Here is a 15,709-nt window from a genome sequence, read left to right on the forward strand (position 1 = left end):
CTCCCGCTGGGCTGCGAGGCAGCCCCAAGATTACGACCGACTGAAGAATTTGCGAGCGCTGCACACTCGAGCGCAAGCAAGTTCCCCCGCCACAAAAGGCAACCGCCGAATCAGCGTTCAGGGCTCCAACCGACACCCCTGCCGCTCTCCCAGCCACCGCGCGCTGTGGCTACGGCCCAAGCCGCTGACGGTGACGCGTTTGGCCTCGGGGGTTTCGAGGAATGCGCTGACGGGCACCGACTGTTTCACATAGCCACGGCAATAGTCGGCCGGTTGCAGCATCACGTAGCGGCACGAGCAATACTCCTTGGCGGTGTAGGCGCTGATGATGTCCGGAAAGACCCGCAGCGCCGTTCGCTCGCGCCAGAGCCAACTGGCCAGCGCCACGAACAGAACCGCCAACAGCACGAGCAGCCTGCGCCGCTTCATGGCTGCACCGTTTCGGCAAAGGCCGCCATCACGCGCTTGAGCAGTTCGTTATGGCGATACAGGCCGTCGCGGTCGTCACCGTAGCGCACGATCACCAACCTCGCGCTGGGGACGACGTACAACGCCTGGCCCCAATGGCCCAGCGCGGCGAACGTGTCCGGGGGCGCATCGGGCCAAGGATGGATGGCCGGGTCGGCGGCGCGATTGAGCCACCAATGGCCTCCGGGAACCGCTTCATCCTGGCCGGCCTGGAAGTGGACGAAAGGCTCGCGGTTGAACGCGACCCAGGCCTTGGGGATCAGTTGCCGCTCACCCCAGCGTCCGTCGCGCTGCATCAACAGCCCCACCCGCGCCAGGTCCCGCGCCGTGAGGTAGGCATAGGACGAACCGACGAACGTGCCACTGGTGTCGCTTTCCCAGGTGGCGCGGCGAATGCCCAGCGGTTCGAACAGGGCCGTCCAGGGGTAATCGGGATAACGCTGCGGCCCGACAATGTCCCTCAGCGCCGCCGCCAGCAGGTTGCTGTCGCCGCTTGAGTAACGGAACGCCTGACCCGGTGGACTGTAGCGCTCATGCCGTGCGGTGAACGCCGCCATGTCGTGGCGTCCGCGGGTGTACAGCATCGCCACCACCGACGAATTGAGCGGCGCGTATTCGTAGTCCTCCTGCCAGTCCAGGCCGGACGCCCAGTGGAACAGGTCCGCCAGGGTCATCGTCGGCTGCTGGTCCAGGGCCGGGTAATACCGCGCGGCCGGGTCCTGCAGATCGAACAACCGCTCCCCGTAGGCCACGCCGAACAGCGTCGCCAGCAAGCTTTTGCTGATGGACCAGGTCAGGTGCGGGGTGTCGGCGCTGTTCGGCCCGGCGTAGCGTTCGTAGACCAGGCGACCGTCCTGGATCACCAGCAGCGCGTCGGTGCGGATGCCTTGGCGAGTGGCGTCGTCCCGAGCCGGGAAAGCGTATTGCTCCAGGGCTTCAACCGCCGGCCCACTGGTTGCGGGGCCGGTGGGCCATTGCTCGCCAGGCCAGTCTTCGGCATGGACGCCCAGGTTGAGCAGCAGCAGCAGCGGGATCAGCAACCAGCCTTTGGACATGCTTGGGGCTCACAGGATTGAACCTGCTGATCCTAATCGAGCTTGATGACAGTTTGAGTGCCGGGGCGAGGGGTGAGAGCGAGCTTGCTCGCGAAAGCGGCGTGTCTGTCATGAAGAGGCTGAATGTGCCGCCGTCTTCGCGAGCAAGCCCGCTCCCACAGGGTCAGGTGGTGCATGCAAAGGCGGCGTACACGCCAAATCCCGGGTGGGAGCTTGCTCGCCCTCACAGGGGTGCGTCACTTAGCGGTGCTGCCCAACGCCTTGGCCAACCGCTTGGCCCGCGCGCCCGCCGCCATGTCCATCACGGCTTTATCCCGCGTCCACATCTCGCGCCACGGCGCCGGCCCGATGGCCAGTGCGGCATTCAATTCCCCCTCCAACCCCTGGAACTGAACGAACAAGCCCCCCAGCAGTACATGCCCGGCGGCGCTGGAAGGGTTGTGCCGGCTCACCTCCGCGCACCCGGCGAGCAGCGCCAGCAAGCGCAGTTGCAGCGCCTGGGACCAGTCGCACTCTTGCCCCACGCCATACAGCCAGGCGGTCATGGCGCTGAGTACGTAAAGGTCTTCCAGGGTGCGGAACGGTTTCACATAGGCGTCCCAGCCATCGCCCGCGAGCAATTCGCACAACGCGCCCTCAAGGCATACGCGACCATGGCTGATGTCGGGCATCAGGGGCATGGCCGGGAGTGTTTCCAGGTTCACCCCGGGCTCGCCGGGGTAGACCACCGCCAGGCTCAGCCGCGGCGTTTGCCCCGGTGCTTCGCTGCGAGCGGCGATGAGCAGCCACTCGGCGGCGTCGCCGGCGGTGACGAAGTCCTTGCGCCCGCTCAGGCGCAAGTCGTCGAGGCGGGTGTGCAGGTCGGCCGGGCGCAGGCTGCGCTGCTCGGTGGCACACAGCGCGCCCAGGCCCTGGGGCGCACTGGGCCATAGCGCGCGCAACGCCGCCTGATAGCCCACCAGGAACGCCAGCCCCGGCGTCGCCATCAACCGTGCGCCGGCCACCGCCAGTTCGAACGGCGTCACCGGCCCCAATCGCTGCCGCAAGGTCGCGTAACCCTCGGCCAGGTCCGGGTGGGCGGGCAGGCGTTCACTGCGTTCGATCAGGTTTTGCCAGGGCATGGGCGGCTCCTCGAAGGCTGTCATATAAGCATCACCAAAGCTTCATGGCGATGACACCGGGGCTACATAGCCTGACTTTGCACAACATGGCTGCATAAAGAAAGTTGATTGGCTGCAACCTTAAGACGGCCAGCACGGAGATTCGCTATGACCCAGATCGCCCGCATCAGCGACACCGGCAATGAACGCCGCCTGCAAGCCGAACGCCTGATCGGCGCCCAGGCCTTGCAAGAAGCCCAGGCCCTGCGCTTCAACGTCTTCAGTGGCGAATTCAACGCCAAGCTCAAAGGCGCGGAAATGGGTCTGGACATGGACGACTATGATGTTCACTGCGCCCACATCGGCGTACGCGACCTGAACACCGGCCGCCTCGTGGCGACCACCCGCCTGCTCGACCACCAAGCCGCCAGCAGCCTGGGCCGGTTCTACAGCGAAGAAGAATTCAGTCTCCATGGCCTGGTCCACCTCAAGGGCCCGATCCTGGAAATCGGCCGCACCTGCGTCGACCCGGCCTACCGCAACGGCGGCACCATCGCCGTGCTCTGGGGCGAGCTGGCCGAAGTTTTGAACGAAGGCGGCTACAGCTACCTGATGGGCTGCGCGAGCATTCCGATGCAAGATGGCGGCATCCAGGCCCAGGCAATCATGCAACGCCTGCGCGAACGCTACCTGTGCACCGAACACTTGCAGGCTGTACCAAAAAAACCGCTGCCGACCCTCGACGTGCCGTCCAACGTCATCGCCGAGATGCCCCCGCTGCTGAAGGCCTACATGCGCCTGGGTGCGAAAATCTGCGGCGAGCCTTGCTGGGACGAGGATTTCCAAGTGGCCGACGTGTTCATCCTGCTCAAGCGCGACGAACTCTGCCCGCGCTACGCCCGCCACTTCAAGGCAGCCGTGTGATGAGCCGGTTGCGCGTGTACGCGCGGATCGCGCGGGTGTTGCTGGTGGTGACACTGGGCCTTTGCATGGCGAGCATTTTCGGCCTGTTCGAACGCCTGGGGATTGCCAACTCCATGGTGCGGCGCCAGCGTTGGTCGCGTTTTTTCATGGCACGGCTAAGCAATGCCCTGCCCTTTTCCGTCACCGTCCACGGTCAACTGCCGCAACGGCCGATGCTGTGGGTCAGCAACCACGTGTCCTGGACCGACATCCCGCTGCTGGGCATGCTCACGCCGCTGTCGTTCCTGTCCAAGGCCGAAGTGCGTACCTGGCCGGTCGCCGGATGGCTGGCCGCCAAGGCCGGTAGCCTGTTCATCCGTCGCGGCTCGGGCGACAGCCAGTTGATCCGCAAGCAAATGAGCCGTCATCTGGAACAGGACCACCCGCTGCTGATGTTTCCGGAGGGCACCACCACCGATGGCCGTTCGTTGCGCACCTTCCATGGTCGCTTGCTGTCGGCGGCCATCGATGCGGACGTGGCGTTGCAGCCGGTGGCGATCCGTTACCTGCGCAATGGCGAGCCTGATTCGCTGGCGCCGTTCATTGGCGACGACGACCTGTTGTCGCACCTGATGCGGTTGTTCGCCAACGACCGGGGCGACGTGCACATCCATCTGCTGCAACCCATCGCCTGCCACGGCCAGGAGCGCGCGGCCCTGGCGTTCCAGGCGCAGCAAGCGGTGCACAAGGCGTTGTTCGGCGCCGTGCCCGAAAAGCAGCCAGTGCCGATGCGCCCCGCCATCGCGGCCTGATCCGAATCGCTGTACAGATCCCATGTGGGAGCGGGCTTGCTCGCGAAGACGGCAGTACATTCAACACAGAGGTTGACTGATCCACCGCCTTCGCGAGCAAACCCGCTCCCACATTTAGTTATTCGGTGTGACCTGGCTCTGGGCAAAATCCTGAAGCTGTGGATAAAACAACCGGAAATCCTCGCTCAACGGCTCATAGAGCCTGGTCAGTTCCTCCATCGCCCCGGCCAGTTCCTCGGGGCGGGTCAAGCGTCGGGAAATGCCGCGCAGTACCTGCTCGAGTACGTCGAACGCCTGATAAGAACCCAACCAATCATTCGCCACCATGTGTGGCGCGATCTGCGCCAGGCGTCCGGGCAACTGCGGTTCAGTGCCGAGCACGTGATATACGCGGGAGGTGAAATCCATCAGCGGCCCCTCGCCATATAACGCCCAGTCCCGGGCCAGGCAGTGATCGAAGAACACGTCGAGCACGATGCCGGCATAGCGTCGGCGCACCGCGGAAAAACGCGACAGGGCACCATCCACCAGCGGATGGCGGTCGGTGTACATGTCGATGCGCCGGTGCAGGGCAATGGCCGCTTCGATCTGCGGCGTGTACTGGCCCTGCAGCGGTCCCTTGACGAAGTCGCCGTAGAGGCTGCCGAGCAGTTGTTCGCGGCCAGAACCGCCGAGGTGCAGGTGTGCGAGATAGTTCATGGTCGGCAGCTTAGCACCGTCGTGCCCATATCGTTATAACCCGATATAGCGATTTATTCGGTCTTCAGAACAAATACATATTGGTATATCGCGAAGCAACGATTTAAGGTTCGCTTCATCGCGATATAGCGTTTTATCCACTTGAGCCCATTACGAACCGCCACCATGACCCTCGACCTCGACGAAATAATAAAAGCCCTGGCGCACCCAGTACGGCGAGACATCCTCAACTGGCTAAAAGACCCGAAGGTCCAGTTCCCCGAGCAGTTGCACAACCATGAATTCGGTATCTGCGCCGGCCAGATCGACCAGCGCTGCGGCCTCTCGCAGTCCACGGTGTCGGCGCACCTGGCGGTATTGCAACGGGCGGGGCTGATTACCAGCCAGAAGGTCGGTCAGTGGCATTTCTTCAAGCGCAACGAGGAACTGATCCAGCAGTTCCTCCAGCAAATGAGCCAAGAGCTCTGACCTGACAAGGACCCCGACATGCCCCTCTCGCTCCTCATCCTGGCCTTGAGTGCCTTCGCCATCGGCACCACCGAGTTCGTCATCATGGGCCTGCTGCCCGATGTGGCGGCCGACCTGGGTGTCTCGATACCTGGCGCCGGCTGGCTGGTGACCGGCTACGCCCTGGGCGTGGCCATCGGCGCGCCGTTCATGGCCCTCGCCACCGCACGGCTGCCACGCAAGGCCGCCCTCGTGGCGCTGATGGGCATTTTCATCATCGGCAACCTGCTCTGCGCCATCGCCAGCGACTACAACGTGCTGATGTTCGCCCGGGTCATCACTGCCCTGTGCCACGGCGCGTTCTTCGGCATCGGCTCGGTGGTGGCCGCCGGCCTGGTGGCGCCCAACAAGCGCGCCTCGGCCGTGGCCCTGATGTTCACCGGCCTGACCCTGGCCAACGTGCTGGGCGTGCCCCTGGGCACCGCGCTGGGCCAGGAAGCCGGCTGGCGTTCGACGTTCTGGGCGGTGACCGCCATCGGCGTGGTGGCATTGATCGGCCTGGTGCGTTTCCTGCCGGCCAAGCGCGATGAAGAAAAGCTCGACATGCGCTCGGAACTGCTCGCCCTCAAGGGAGCCGGCCTGTGGTTGTCCCTGAGCATGACCGCGTTGTTTTCCGCCTCGGTGTTCACCCTGTTCACCTACGTCGCGCCGCTGCTGGGAGAGGTCACCGGCGTATCGCCCCGTGGCGTGACCTGGACCCTGGTGCTGATCGGCCTGGGCCTGACCCTGGGCAACATCATCGGCGGCAAGCTGGCGGACAAGAGCCTGGTGAACACGCTGATGGGCGTCTTCATCACCATGGCCGTGGTGTCGACGGTGCTGAGCTGGACCAGCGTCGCGCTGATCCCCACCGAAATCACGCTGTTCCTCTGGGCCACCGCCTGCTTCGCCGCCGTGCCCGCCTTGCAAGTCAATGTGGTGACCTTCGGCAAGGCCGCGCCGAACCTGGTGTCCACCCTGAACATCGGCGCCTTCAACATCGGCAACGCCCTGGGCGCCTGGGTTGGCGGCAGCGTCATCGATCACGGCCTGGGCCTGACCACCGTTCCACTGGCCGCCGGCGCGCTCGCCGTGCTGGCGCTGCTGGTCACCCTGATCACTTTCCGCCAGGGCGCTAACCCCGACCTGGCTCCGGCAACGCGTTGACTTTTACCCTTTCCATTTCGAGGTTGTAATCCATGGCAACTATTTTCGACCCCATCAAACTCGGCGACATCGAGCTGAAGAACCGCATCATCATGGCCCCGCTCACCCGCTGCCGCGCCGACGCAGGCCGCGTCCCCAACGCGCTGATGGCCGAGTATTACGTGCAACGGGCCTCCGCCGGCCTGATCCTCAGCGAAGCGACCTCCGTGACGCCAATGGGCGTGGGCTACCCGGACACCCCCGGCATCTGGTCTAACGACCAGGTGCGTGGCTGGGCCAACGTGACCAAGGCCATCCACGGCGCCGGCGGCAAGATCTTCTTGCAACTGTGGCACGTTGGCCGGATCTCTCACCCGTCCTACCTCAACGGCGAAGCCCCGGTGGCCCCCAGCGCCATCCAGCCCAAGGGCCATGTGAGCCTGGTGCGTCCGCTGGCGGACTACCCGACGCCACGTGCCCTGGAAACCGCCGAGATCGCCGACATTGTCGACGCCTACCGCGTGGGTGCCGAGAACGCCAAGGCCGCCGGTTTCGACGGCGTGGAAATCCATGGCGCCAACGGCTACCTGCTCGACCAGTTCCTGCAAAGCAGCACCAACCAGCGCACCGACCAATACGGCGGCTCCCTGGAAAACCGTGCCCGCCTGCTGTTGGAAGTGACCGATGCCGCCATCGAAGTCTGGGGCGCCGGCCGGGTTGGCGTGCACTTGGCACCTCGGGCCGACTCCCATGACATGGGCGACGAAAACCGCCTGGAAACCTTCAGCTACGTCGCTCGCGAGTTGGGCAAGCGCGGCATCGCCTTCATCTGCTCCCGCGAGAAGGAAGGCGACGACAGCATCGGCCCGCAACTCAAGCAAGCCTTCGGCGGCCCCTACATTGCCAACGAACGCTTCACCAAGGACAGCGCCAACGCCTGGCTGGCCGAAGGCAAGGCCGATGCGGTCGCGTTCGGGGTCCCATTCATTGCCAACCCGGACCTGCCGGCACGCTTGAAAGCCGACGCCCCGCTGAACGAGCCGCACCCGGAAACCTTCTACGGAAAAGGCCCGGTGGGCTACATTGATTACCCGGTGATGTAAGTTCAAAAACACTTGATTGAAAAAAGCCCCGACTCGAAAGAGCCGGGGCTTTTTCATGCCCGCAAAATGCCAAGTGTGATTCAAGCAACTTGAGCCGCAACATCAAATAACAAGACGACACTTATCGAGCATGGCTTCAACCGCCCGACAGCGCTAATAATCCCTCCCGCCTCATCACTCATTTAACCAACGGACGGGTTACTTGCACATGGCGACAATCCTTTATTAACAAACTCATCACTGTTCAACTCAACACACTCCGCTTGCAGGCCATCCCGGCAAGCCTTACACCTATGCGAGATGAAGGACCATGAATACGCTGAAAAGCTTCACACTTGCCTTACTGCTGGGCCCCGCGCTGATTACCCACAGCCTGGCTAACACCGAAGTGACCGTGGAGATTGCCAACCACACCCGCGGCACCTTGAATATGAACAGCCTGTTAACCGACCCGCCTCAAGCCGAGGACTTTTTCCCGGGCGCCCACGAGATCGCCCCCCAATCAACTTACCAACTGCGTATCGGCCACATCAGAAACTACACTTACCCCGGCACGGGCTGGCAACCGACACTAAAGAAAATCAAGCCAATTGAAATAGTCCTCAACTATGAAATGAGCAACTTCAACTTCGAATGCCAAATGCAGACGCGATTCCAGGCCTCGATCGTTCCGGGCGCCTTGGAACCCCGTTATAAGCCGGACTGGAAGAGCAGGACCACTTACACAGGCAATGGCGAGTACACGTGCCGGTCTGATATTTCCCGGAAGATGCTCGAGCCGCCCTTCCACTACACCGTGCGCCTCATCGTCGAACCTGGCCGGTAAGAGGCCGGCGGGTGCAGGCGTTGTACATGGACACGTCATCATTGCCCGGCATGATGACGTTCACGGGCCTGGGGGCCGATGCAGCATCAGTGATCCTGAAACAAATCCCCTACAAATTTTGTTCACGATCGCCTATCAACCACGACGGCATTCAGTTTATAAAAGCGGCTTCGACCACTTGGGATGAAACAAACCGAAGCAATTCCGCATTTTGTTTCATTTGCGCAGGCTAGGGCTCAGGCGCAGCATGTCCAGCCCAATCTCGACCCAACGCTCGGCATCACCTGCCAGGGCAAAGCTGTCGGGTGCTAACAGCCATTGGTACAGAATGCCGTCGATGTAAGCGTGGATTGCGACCGCCGCTCTCTCCGGGTCCAGGTCATCCGGCAACTGGCCGCGATTCACCGCGTTGCGCAGCGACAACGCGATACGCACGTTGCAGTCCAGGCTGACCTGGCGCCGCTGCTGGCGCAGGTCGCACATCTCATCGGTGAATTCACACTTATGGAACAGGATTTCATTAATGCGTCGGGTCTTCGGATCCAGGGCCACCTGCTGGAACAGGCGCACCAACAACTTGCGTACGCAACCTAGGGGATCAAGCTCTTGCTCGCTCTCACTGGCCCGGGCCAAGTCATCGAGAGGCTCATGCAACGTATCGAGCATCGCCTGGAGCAGGTCCGCCTTGTTGCTGAAATGCCAATAGATGGCGCCGCGTGTCACACCGGCCAAGTTGGCGATATCGGCCAGCGTCGTGCGGGCGACGCCCCGTTCGAAAAAGGCTTTCTCGGCCGCTTCGAGTATCTGGCTGCGAGTCTCCAGGGCTTCCTCTTTGGTACGACGAACCATGGCAGTAAACACCTCAATCAGGACGCATCAGCAGTGCTAAAGGATCGGCTATAAAAAGGGGGCCACGTTTCCTTGGAACGCGTCCCCGACCTACACGGCCTTTGTCAGGCTTTTGTAAAGTCGGATGGTACGCAATTTGGCTGTTTACAAACAACCATGTACGTAAGTATATTTCTTAGCATCCTACTAATTGAATAACGCTGCCTTTTAACCTTCCACTTTCGAGTGCGCCTGTTGCGCGCCTGGACCCGAGGATTTCCATGCAATTCAAGCCAGCTGTTACCGCTCTGGTTACCGCCATCGCCCTGGCATCGCTGCTCAGCGGATGCAAGAAGGAAGAAGCGGCACCTCCTGCCCCTATCCCTCAGGTCGGCGTCGTAACCCTCAAGACCCAACCCTTCACCCTGACATCGGAGCTGCCAGGCCGCACCAGCGCCTTCCGTGTCGCGGAAGTTCGTCCGCAGGTCAACGGCATCATCCTCAAGCGCCTGTTCAAGGAAGGCGCCGACGTCAAGGCCGGCCAGCAGCTCTACCAGATCGATCCGGCCGTGTATGAGGCAACCCTCAAGAGCGCCGAAGCCAACCTGCGCTCCACCAAGTCGATTGCCGACCGCTACAAGCAATTGGTGGACGAACAGGCCGTCAGCCGCCAGGAATACGACACCGCCGTGGCCAATCGCCTGGAGTCGGAAGCCAACCTGCAGACCGCCCAGATCAACGTGCGCTACACCAAGGTCTACGCGCCGATCTCCGGGCGCATCGGCCGTTCCTCGGTCACCGAGGGGGCGCTGGTAAGCAACGGCCAGGCCGACGCGCTGGCGACCATCCAACAACTGGACCCGATCTACGTCGACGTCACCCAGAGCTCGGTGGAACTGCTGCAACTGCGCCGCGAGCTGGAAAGCGGTCGCTTGCAGAAGGCCGGCGACAACGCCGCCGCGGTCAAGCTGACCCTGGAAGACGGCAGCCAGTATCCACACGAGGGTAAGCTGGAGTTCTCCGAAGTGTCGGTCGACCAGACCACCGGCTCGGTGACCTTGCGCGCCGTGTTCCCCAACCCTGACCACACCCTGCTGCCGGGCATGTTCGTCCACGCGCAGTTGCAGGCTGGTGTGAACAGCGCCGCGATCCTCGCCCCGCAACAAGGCGTGACCCGCGACCTCAAGGGCACGCCAACCGCATTGGTGGTGGGCCCGGACAACAAGGTCGAGCTGCGCCAGCTCAAGGCCACCCGCACCGTCGGCAGCCAGTGGCTGATCGAAGACGGCCTCAAGGCCGGCGATCGCCTGATCACCGAAGGCCTGCAGTTCATACGGCCAGGGGTGGAAGTCAAGGTCGCCGAAGCCACCAACGTCGCCAACAAGAACCCGGCCCCCGCTCAGGCAGCTGATAAAGCAGCCGGCGGCAAAGGGGAGTAAACCATGTCGAAATTCTTTATCGACCGTCCGATTTTCGCCTGGGTAATCGCCCTGGTGATCATGCTGGTCGGGGCCTTGTCGATCCTCAAGTTGCCGATCAACCAATACCCGAGCATCGCCCCGCCGGCCATTGCGATCCAGGTGACCTATCCGGGTGCGTCCGCGCAGACCGTGCAGGACACCGTGGTGCAGGTCATCGAGCAGCAGCTCAACGGTATCGACAATCTGCGTTATGTGTCCTCGGAAAGTAACTCCGACGGCAGCATGACCATCACCGCGACCTTCGAGCAAGGCACCAACTCCGACACCGCGCAGGTCCAGGTCCAGAACAAGCTGAACCTGGCCACCCCGCTGCTGCCCCAAGAAGTGCAGCAACAGGGCATCCGCGTGACCAAGTCGGTGCGCAACTTCCTGATGGTGATCGGCGTGGTGTCGCGCGACGGCGGCATGACCCGTGAGGACTTGTCCAACTACATCGTGTCGAACATGCAGGACCCGATCTCGCGGACCGCCGGTGTCGGTGACTTCCAGGTCTTTGGTGCCCAGTATGCGATGCGGATCTGGCTCGACCCGGCCAAGCTGAACAACTTCAACCTGACCCCGGTGGACGTGCGCACGGCGATTGCCGCGCAGAACGTCCAGGTCTCGTCCGGCCAGCTCGGCGGCCTGCCCGCCCTGCCCGGCCAGCAGTTGAACGCCACGATCATCGGCAAGACCCGCCTGCAGACCGCCGAGCAGTTCAAGAACATCCTGCTCAAGGTCAACCCGGACGGTTCGCAGGTGCGCGTCGGCGACGTCGCCGACGTCGGCCTGGGCGGTGAGAACTACAGCATCAACGCTCAGTTCAACGGTGCCCCGGCTTCCGGCCTGGCCGTGCGGCTGGCCACCGGTGCCAACGCCCTCGACACGGCCAAGGCCTTGCGCAAGACCGTGGATGACCTCAAGCCGTTCTTCCCGCCGGGCATGGAAGTGGTGTTCCCCTACGACACCACGCCGGTGGTGAGCGAGTCGATCAAGGGCGTGGTTGAGACCCTGGTCGAAGCGATCGTGCTGGTGTTCCTGGTGATGTTCCTGTTCCTGCAGAACTTCCGCGCCACCATCATCACCACGATGACGGTGCCGGTGGTGTTGCTCGGTACGTTCGGCATCCTCGCGGCGTTCGGCTTCAGCATCAACACCCTGACCATGTTCGGCATGGTGCTGGCCATCGGCTTGCTGGTGGACGACGCCATCGTCGTGGTGGAAAACGTCGAGCGGGTGATGAGCGAGGAAGGCCTGTCGCCCAAGGAGGCCACCAAGAAGTCCATGGGCCAGATCCAAGGTGCCCTGGTGGGTATCGCCCTGGTGCTGTCGGCGGTATTGCTGCCCATGGCGTTCTTCGGTGGTTCCACCGGTGTGATCTACAAGCAGTTCTCCATCACCATCGTCTCGGCCATGGCCTTGTCGGTGCTGGTCGCACTGATCTTCACCCCGGCCCTGTGCGCCACCATGCTCAAGGCGATTCCCAAAGGTGAGCACGGTACGCCCAAGCGCGGTTTCTTCGGCTGGTTCAACCGCACGTTCGACCGTGGCGTCAGGAGCTACGAGCGCGGCGTGGGCAACATGCTCAGGCACAAGGCCCCGTTCCTGCTGGCCTACCTGATCATCGTGGTCGGCATGGTCTGGCTGTTCACCCGCATCCCGACCGCCTTCCTGCCGGAAGAAGACCAGGGCGTGCTGTTTGCCCAGGTGCAGACCCCGGCCGGTTCCAGCGCCGAGCGAACCCAGGTGGTGGTGGACAACATGCGTGAATTCCTGCTGCGTCCGGGCAAGGACGGCGGCGAAGGCGATGGCGTGGCCTCGGTGTTTACCGTGACCGGCTTCAACTTCGCCGGTCGTGGCCAGAGCTCCGGCCTGGCGTTCATCATGCTCAAGCCGTGGGAAGAACGTAACGCCGACAACACCGTATTCAAGATCTCGGCCCGTGCCCAGCAACACTTCTTCACCTTCCGCGACGCGATGGTGTTCGCCTTCGCCCCGCCGGCGGTGATGGAATTGGGTAACGCCACCGGTTTCGACGTGTTCCTGCAGGACCGCGCCGGTATCGGTCACGAGAAACTGATGGAAGCCCGCAACCAGTTCCTGGGCATGGCGTCCCAGAGCAAGGTCCTGGCCCAGGTACGTCCAAACGGCCTGAACGATGAACCGCAGTACCAGCTGGAAATCGATGACGAAAAAGCCAGCGCGCTGGGCATCACCCTGTCGGACATCAACAACACCCTGTCGATTGCCCTGGGCAGTAGCTACGTCAACGACTTCATCGACCGTGGTCGGGTGAAGAAGGTGTACGTGCAAGGCCAGCCAGGCGCGCGCATGAACCCCGAGGACCTGAAGAAGTGGTATGTGCGCAACAGCGCCGGGACCATGGTGCCGTTCAGCGCCTTCGCCAAGGGTGAGTGGGTCTTCGGTTCGCCGAAACTGGCCCGCTACAACGGCGTGGAAGCGATGGAGATCCTCGGCTCGCCTGCGCCTGGCTACTCCACCGGTGAAGCCATGGCCGAAGTCGAGGCCATCGCCAAGAAACTGCCATCCGGCGTGGGGATTTCCTGGACGGGCCTGTCCTACGAGGAACGCTTGTCCGGTTCCCAGGCTCCGGCCTTGTACGCCCTGTCGCTGCTGATGGTGTTCCTGTGCCTGGCGGCCCTGTATGAAAGCTGGTCGATTCCGATCGCGGTCATGCTCGTGGTGCCGTTGGGGATCATCGGTGCCCTGCTGGCGACCAGCCTGCGCGGCCTGTCCAACGACGTGTACTTCCAGGTGGGGCTGCTGACCACCATCGGCCTGGCGGCAAAAAACGCCATCCTGATCGTCGAGTTCGCCAAGGAACTCCACGAACAGGGGCGCAGCTTGATGGATGCCGCCATTGAAGCTTGTCGGATGCGTCTGCGACCGATCATCATGACGTCCCTGGCGTTCGTCCTCGGTGTGGTCCCGCTGGCGATTTCCACCGGCGCCGGCTCGGGCAGCCAGCACGCCATCGGTACGGGTGTGATCGGCGGCATGTTGACCGCCACCGTCCTGGCGATCTTCTGGGTGCCGTTGTTCTTTGTGACCGTGTCGTCGATAGGCCGCCGCAAACAGGCCGACCAGGACGACACTCCTGAAACTTCTAAAGAGGCTGGCCAATGAGCAAGTCGCTACTCTCCCTGACCATCGCTGCCGTCGTGCTCAGCGGTTGCTCGCTGATCCCCGAGTATCAGCGGCCCGAAGCACCGGTCGCGGCGCAATACCCGCAGGGGCCGGCCTACGAGGCGGCCAACGCCCCCGGCCAGGCCGCCGCCGAGCAAGGCTGGAAGCAGTTCTTCCATGACCCGGCGTTGCAGCAATTGATCCAGGTGGCCCTGGAAAACAACCGCGACCTGCGGGTCGCGGCGCTGAACATCGATGCCTACGCCGCGCAGTACCGCATCCAGCGGGCGGACCTGTTCCCGGCGGTCTCGGCCACCGGCTCGGGCAGCCGCCAGCGGGTGCCGGCACGGGCGTCGCAGACCGGTGAAGCGTCCATCAGCAGTTCGTATTCGGCCACCCTGGGCGTCAGCGCCTATGAACTGGACCTGTTCGGCCGAGTTCGCAGCCTGAGCGAACAAGCGTTGCAAAGCTACTTCGCCACCGAAGAAGCCCGCCGCAGTACCCAGATCAGCCTGGTGGCCAACGTGGCCAACGCCTACCTGACCTGGCAGGCCGACAAGGAACTGCTCAAGCTGACCCAGGAAACCCTTGGCGCCTACGAGCAGAGCTTCAAGCTGACCTCGCGCAGCGCCGAAGTCGGCGTGGCCTCGGCCCTGGACCTGAGCCAGGCGCGCACCGCCGTGGAAAACGCCCGCGTGCAACTGGCGCGCTACACCCGCCAGGTCGCCCAGGACGAAAACAGCCTGACCCTGCTGCTGGGCACCGGCCTGCCGGCCAACCTGGCCTCGCGACCGCTGAGCGATGACCTGCTGAGCGAAGTGCCGGCCGGTTTGCCGTCGGACCTCTTGCAACGTCGTCCGGACATCCTCCAGGCCGAACGCAACCTGCTCGCCGCTAACGCCAACATCGGCGCCGCACGGGCCGCGTTCTTCCCGAGCATCAGCCTGACGGCGAACGCCGGCACCCTGAGCCCGGACCTGTCCGGCCTGTTCAAGGGCGGCTCGGGCACCTGGACCTTCGCCCCGCAGATCAACCTGCCAATCTTCAATGCCGGTAGCCTGCGGGCGAGCCTGGACTACGCGAAGATCCAGAAAGACATCAACGTCGCGCAGTACGAGAAGTCGATTCAGACCGCGTTCCAGGAAGTCTCCGACGGCCTGGCGGCGCGCCAGACCTACAACGAACAGTTGCAGGCCCAGACCGACTTCGTCGCCGCCAACCAGGATTACTACCGCCTGGCCGAGCGTCGCTACCGCATTGGTGTCGACAGCAACCTGACCTTCCTCGACGCCCAGCGCCAGCTGTTCAGCGCGCAACAATCGCTGATCACCGACCGCCTTGCGCAGTTGACCAGTGAGGTCAATCTGTACAAGGCGTTGGGTGGTGGCTGGAATGCCGAGACGGGCAAGAACGAGCCGGTGAAGGAAGAAGCGCCAAAGATGAAGTTGTTCTGACTTGATGTTTGAACGCTGAAATACGAAGCCCACCGAAAGGTGGGCTTTTTGTTTGGGTTTTTACAGGGTGTGTGGGAGCGGGCTTGCTCGCGAAAGCGGTTTATGGTTTGGATTGAGTACATATCCATTGCTGCGGTAACGGCTGCTGGCGGTTCCGCCCTGACGGCGGGTTACTTTTTTCAAACGCCAAAAAAGTAACCAAAAACGCTTTGCCCCCCCACT

The 15,709-nt window shown here is 62.9% G+C and carries 14 protein-coding genes; 9 read left to right on the forward strand and 5 right to left on the reverse strand.

The window, feature by feature from the left end:
- Positions 1-117: 117 nt before the first annotated feature.
- From AD664_RS14100 to AD664_RS14110, 3 genes are all read right to left on the reverse strand, one after another.
- A complete protein-coding gene (locus AD664_RS14100; protein WP_053147360.1) occupies positions 118-429 on the reverse strand; it encodes a hypothetical protein in 312 nt (103 codons plus the stop codon).
- The gene (locus AD664_RS14105; RefSeq protein ID WP_053147362.1) at positions 426-1,523 is read right to left on the reverse strand and encodes a serine hydrolase; all 1,098 of its coding nucleotides are present in this window, start codon (positions 1,521-1,523) and stop codon (positions 426-428) included. The genes AD664_RS14100 and AD664_RS14105 overlap by 4 nt, the downstream gene beginning before the upstream one ends.
- Positions 1,524-1,759: 236 nt before the next feature.
- Entirely contained in the window at positions 1,760-2,644 is an 885-nt protein-coding gene (locus tag AD664_RS14110) for an acyl-CoA dehydrogenase (RefSeq protein WP_053147364.1), read from the reverse strand.
- A gap of 147 nt (positions 2,645-2,791) precedes the next feature.
- Between AD664_RS14110 and olsB the strand changes: the two genes are divergently transcribed.
- Together olsB and AD664_RS14120 are read left to right on the forward strand one after the other, a co-directional pair.
- Positions 2,792-3,547: an L-ornithine N(alpha)-acyltransferase gene (gene olsB / locus AD664_RS14115; protein ID WP_003198679.1), complete on the forward strand. Its 756-nt coding sequence runs from the start codon at positions 2,792-2,794 to the stop codon at positions 3,545-3,547.
- On the forward strand, positions 3,547-4,338 hold the full coding sequence (locus AD664_RS14120) for a lysophospholipid acyltransferase family protein (protein WP_047738489.1): 792 nt from the start codon (positions 3,547-3,549) through the stop codon (positions 4,336-4,338). The genes olsB and AD664_RS14120 overlap by 1 nt, the downstream gene beginning before the upstream one ends.
- A gap of 114 nt (positions 4,339-4,452) precedes the next feature.
- Here AD664_RS14120 and AD664_RS14125 read toward each other — a convergent pair whose 3' ends face one another.
- A complete protein-coding gene (locus AD664_RS14125; protein WP_053147366.1) occupies positions 4,453-5,037 on the reverse strand; it encodes an ACP phosphodiesterase in 585 nt (194 codons plus the stop codon).
- Positions 5,038-5,202: 165 nt separating this feature from the next.
- On the opposite strand from AD664_RS14125, the gene AD664_RS14130 reads away from it, so the two are divergent.
- The 4 genes from AD664_RS14130 (at position 5,203) to AD664_RS14145 (ending at position 8,598) form a co-directional block, all read left to right on the forward strand.
- Positions 5,203-5,505: a helix-turn-helix transcriptional regulator gene (locus AD664_RS14130; protein ID WP_042730869.1), complete on the forward strand. Its 303-nt coding sequence runs from the start codon at positions 5,203-5,205 to the stop codon at positions 5,503-5,505.
- An 18-nt stretch (positions 5,506-5,523) separates the two neighbouring features.
- Positions 5,524-6,690 (forward strand): MFS transporter, encoded by a 1,167-nt coding sequence (locus tag AD664_RS14135; protein ID WP_053147368.1) that lies wholly within the window; start codon positions 5,524-5,526, stop codon positions 6,688-6,690.
- A 32-nt stretch (positions 6,691-6,722) separates the two neighbouring features.
- The gene (locus AD664_RS14140) at positions 6,723-7,772 is read left to right on the forward strand and encodes an alkene reductase (protein ID WP_053147371.1); all 1,050 of its coding nucleotides are present in this window, start codon (positions 6,723-6,725) and stop codon (positions 7,770-7,772) included.
- A 310-nt stretch (positions 7,773-8,082) separates the two neighbouring features.
- Entirely contained in the window at positions 8,083-8,598 is a 516-nt protein-coding gene (locus tag AD664_RS14145; RefSeq protein ID WP_053147373.1) for a hypothetical protein, read from the forward strand.
- A 216-nt stretch (positions 8,599-8,814) separates the two neighbouring features.
- Here AD664_RS14145 and AD664_RS14150 read toward each other — a convergent pair whose 3' ends face one another.
- Positions 8,815-9,447 (reverse strand): TetR family transcriptional regulator, encoded by a 633-nt coding sequence (locus AD664_RS14150; protein WP_053147376.1) that lies wholly within the window; start codon positions 9,445-9,447, stop codon positions 8,815-8,817.
- Positions 9,448-9,707: 260 nt separating this feature from the next.
- Between AD664_RS14150 and AD664_RS14155 the strand changes: the two genes are divergently transcribed.
- Genes AD664_RS14155 through adeC form a run of 3 tightly spaced genes read left to right on the forward strand, consistent with a single transcriptional unit; the run spans position 9,708 to position 15,487 of the window.
- Positions 9,708-10,865, forward strand: coding sequence for an efflux RND transporter periplasmic adaptor subunit (locus tag AD664_RS14155; RefSeq protein WP_042730864.1), 1,158 nt, complete (start codon positions 9,708-9,710; stop codon positions 10,863-10,865).
- A gap of 3 nt (positions 10,866-10,868) precedes the next feature.
- Positions 10,869-14,033: an efflux RND transporter permease subunit EmhB gene (gene emhB, locus AD664_RS14160; RefSeq protein WP_042730863.1), complete on the forward strand. Its 3,165-nt coding sequence runs from the start codon at positions 10,869-10,871 to the stop codon at positions 14,031-14,033.
- Positions 14,030-15,487: an AdeC/AdeK/OprM family multidrug efflux complex outer membrane factor gene (gene adeC / locus AD664_RS14165; RefSeq protein ID WP_053147378.1), complete on the forward strand. Its 1,458-nt coding sequence runs from the start codon at positions 14,030-14,032 to the stop codon at positions 15,485-15,487. Before emhB ends, adeC begins: the two co-directional genes overlap by 4 nt.
- Positions 15,488-15,709: the final 222 nt, after the last annotated feature.

It is taken from the genome of Pseudomonas sp. P97.38 (assembly GCF_001269745.1).
In the GTDB taxonomy this organism is placed as follows: domain Bacteria; phylum Pseudomonadota; class Gammaproteobacteria; order Pseudomonadales; family Pseudomonadaceae; genus Aquipseudomonas; species Aquipseudomonas chlororaphis_E.

Coding starts and splice junctions, on each gene's coding strand:
- AD664_RS14100 (WP_053147360.1), bottom strand. CDS start 429: ATGAAGCGGCGCAGGCTGCTCGTGCTGTTGGCGGTTCTGTTCGTGGCG.
- AD664_RS14105 (WP_053147362.1), bottom strand. CDS start 1,523: ATGTCCAAAGGCTGGTTGCTGATCCCGCTGCTGCTGCTGCTCAACCTG.
- AD664_RS14110 (WP_053147364.1), bottom strand. CDS start 2,644: ATGCCCTGGCAAAACCTGATCGAACGCAGTGAACGCCTGCCCGCCCAC.
- olsB (WP_003198679.1), top strand. CDS start 2,792: ATGACCCAGATCGCCCGCATCAGCGACACCGGCAATGAACGCCGCCTG.
- AD664_RS14120 (WP_047738489.1), top strand. CDS start 3,547: ATGAGCCGGTTGCGCGTGTACGCGCGGATCGCGCGGGTGTTGCTGGTG.
- AD664_RS14125 (WP_053147366.1), bottom strand. CDS start 5,037: ATGAACTATCTCGCACACCTGCACCTCGGCGGTTCTGGCCGCGAACAA.
- AD664_RS14130 (WP_042730869.1), top strand. CDS start 5,203: ATGACCCTCGACCTCGACGAAATAATAAAAGCCCTGGCGCACCCAGTA.
- AD664_RS14135 (WP_053147368.1), top strand. CDS start 5,524: ATGCCCCTCTCGCTCCTCATCCTGGCCTTGAGTGCCTTCGCCATCGGC.
- AD664_RS14140 (WP_053147371.1), top strand. CDS start 6,723: ATGGCAACTATTTTCGACCCCATCAAACTCGGCGACATCGAGCTGAAG.
- AD664_RS14145 (WP_053147373.1), top strand. CDS start 8,083: ATGAATACGCTGAAAAGCTTCACACTTGCCTTACTGCTGGGCCCCGCG.
- AD664_RS14150 (WP_053147376.1), bottom strand. CDS start 9,447: ATGGTTCGTCGTACCAAAGAGGAAGCCCTGGAGACTCGCAGCCAGATA.
- AD664_RS14155 (WP_042730864.1), top strand. CDS start 9,708: ATGCAATTCAAGCCAGCTGTTACCGCTCTGGTTACCGCCATCGCCCTG.
- emhB (WP_042730863.1), top strand. CDS start 10,869: ATGTCGAAATTCTTTATCGACCGTCCGATTTTCGCCTGGGTAATCGCC.
- adeC (WP_053147378.1), top strand. CDS start 14,030: ATGAGCAAGTCGCTACTCTCCCTGACCATCGCTGCCGTCGTGCTCAGC.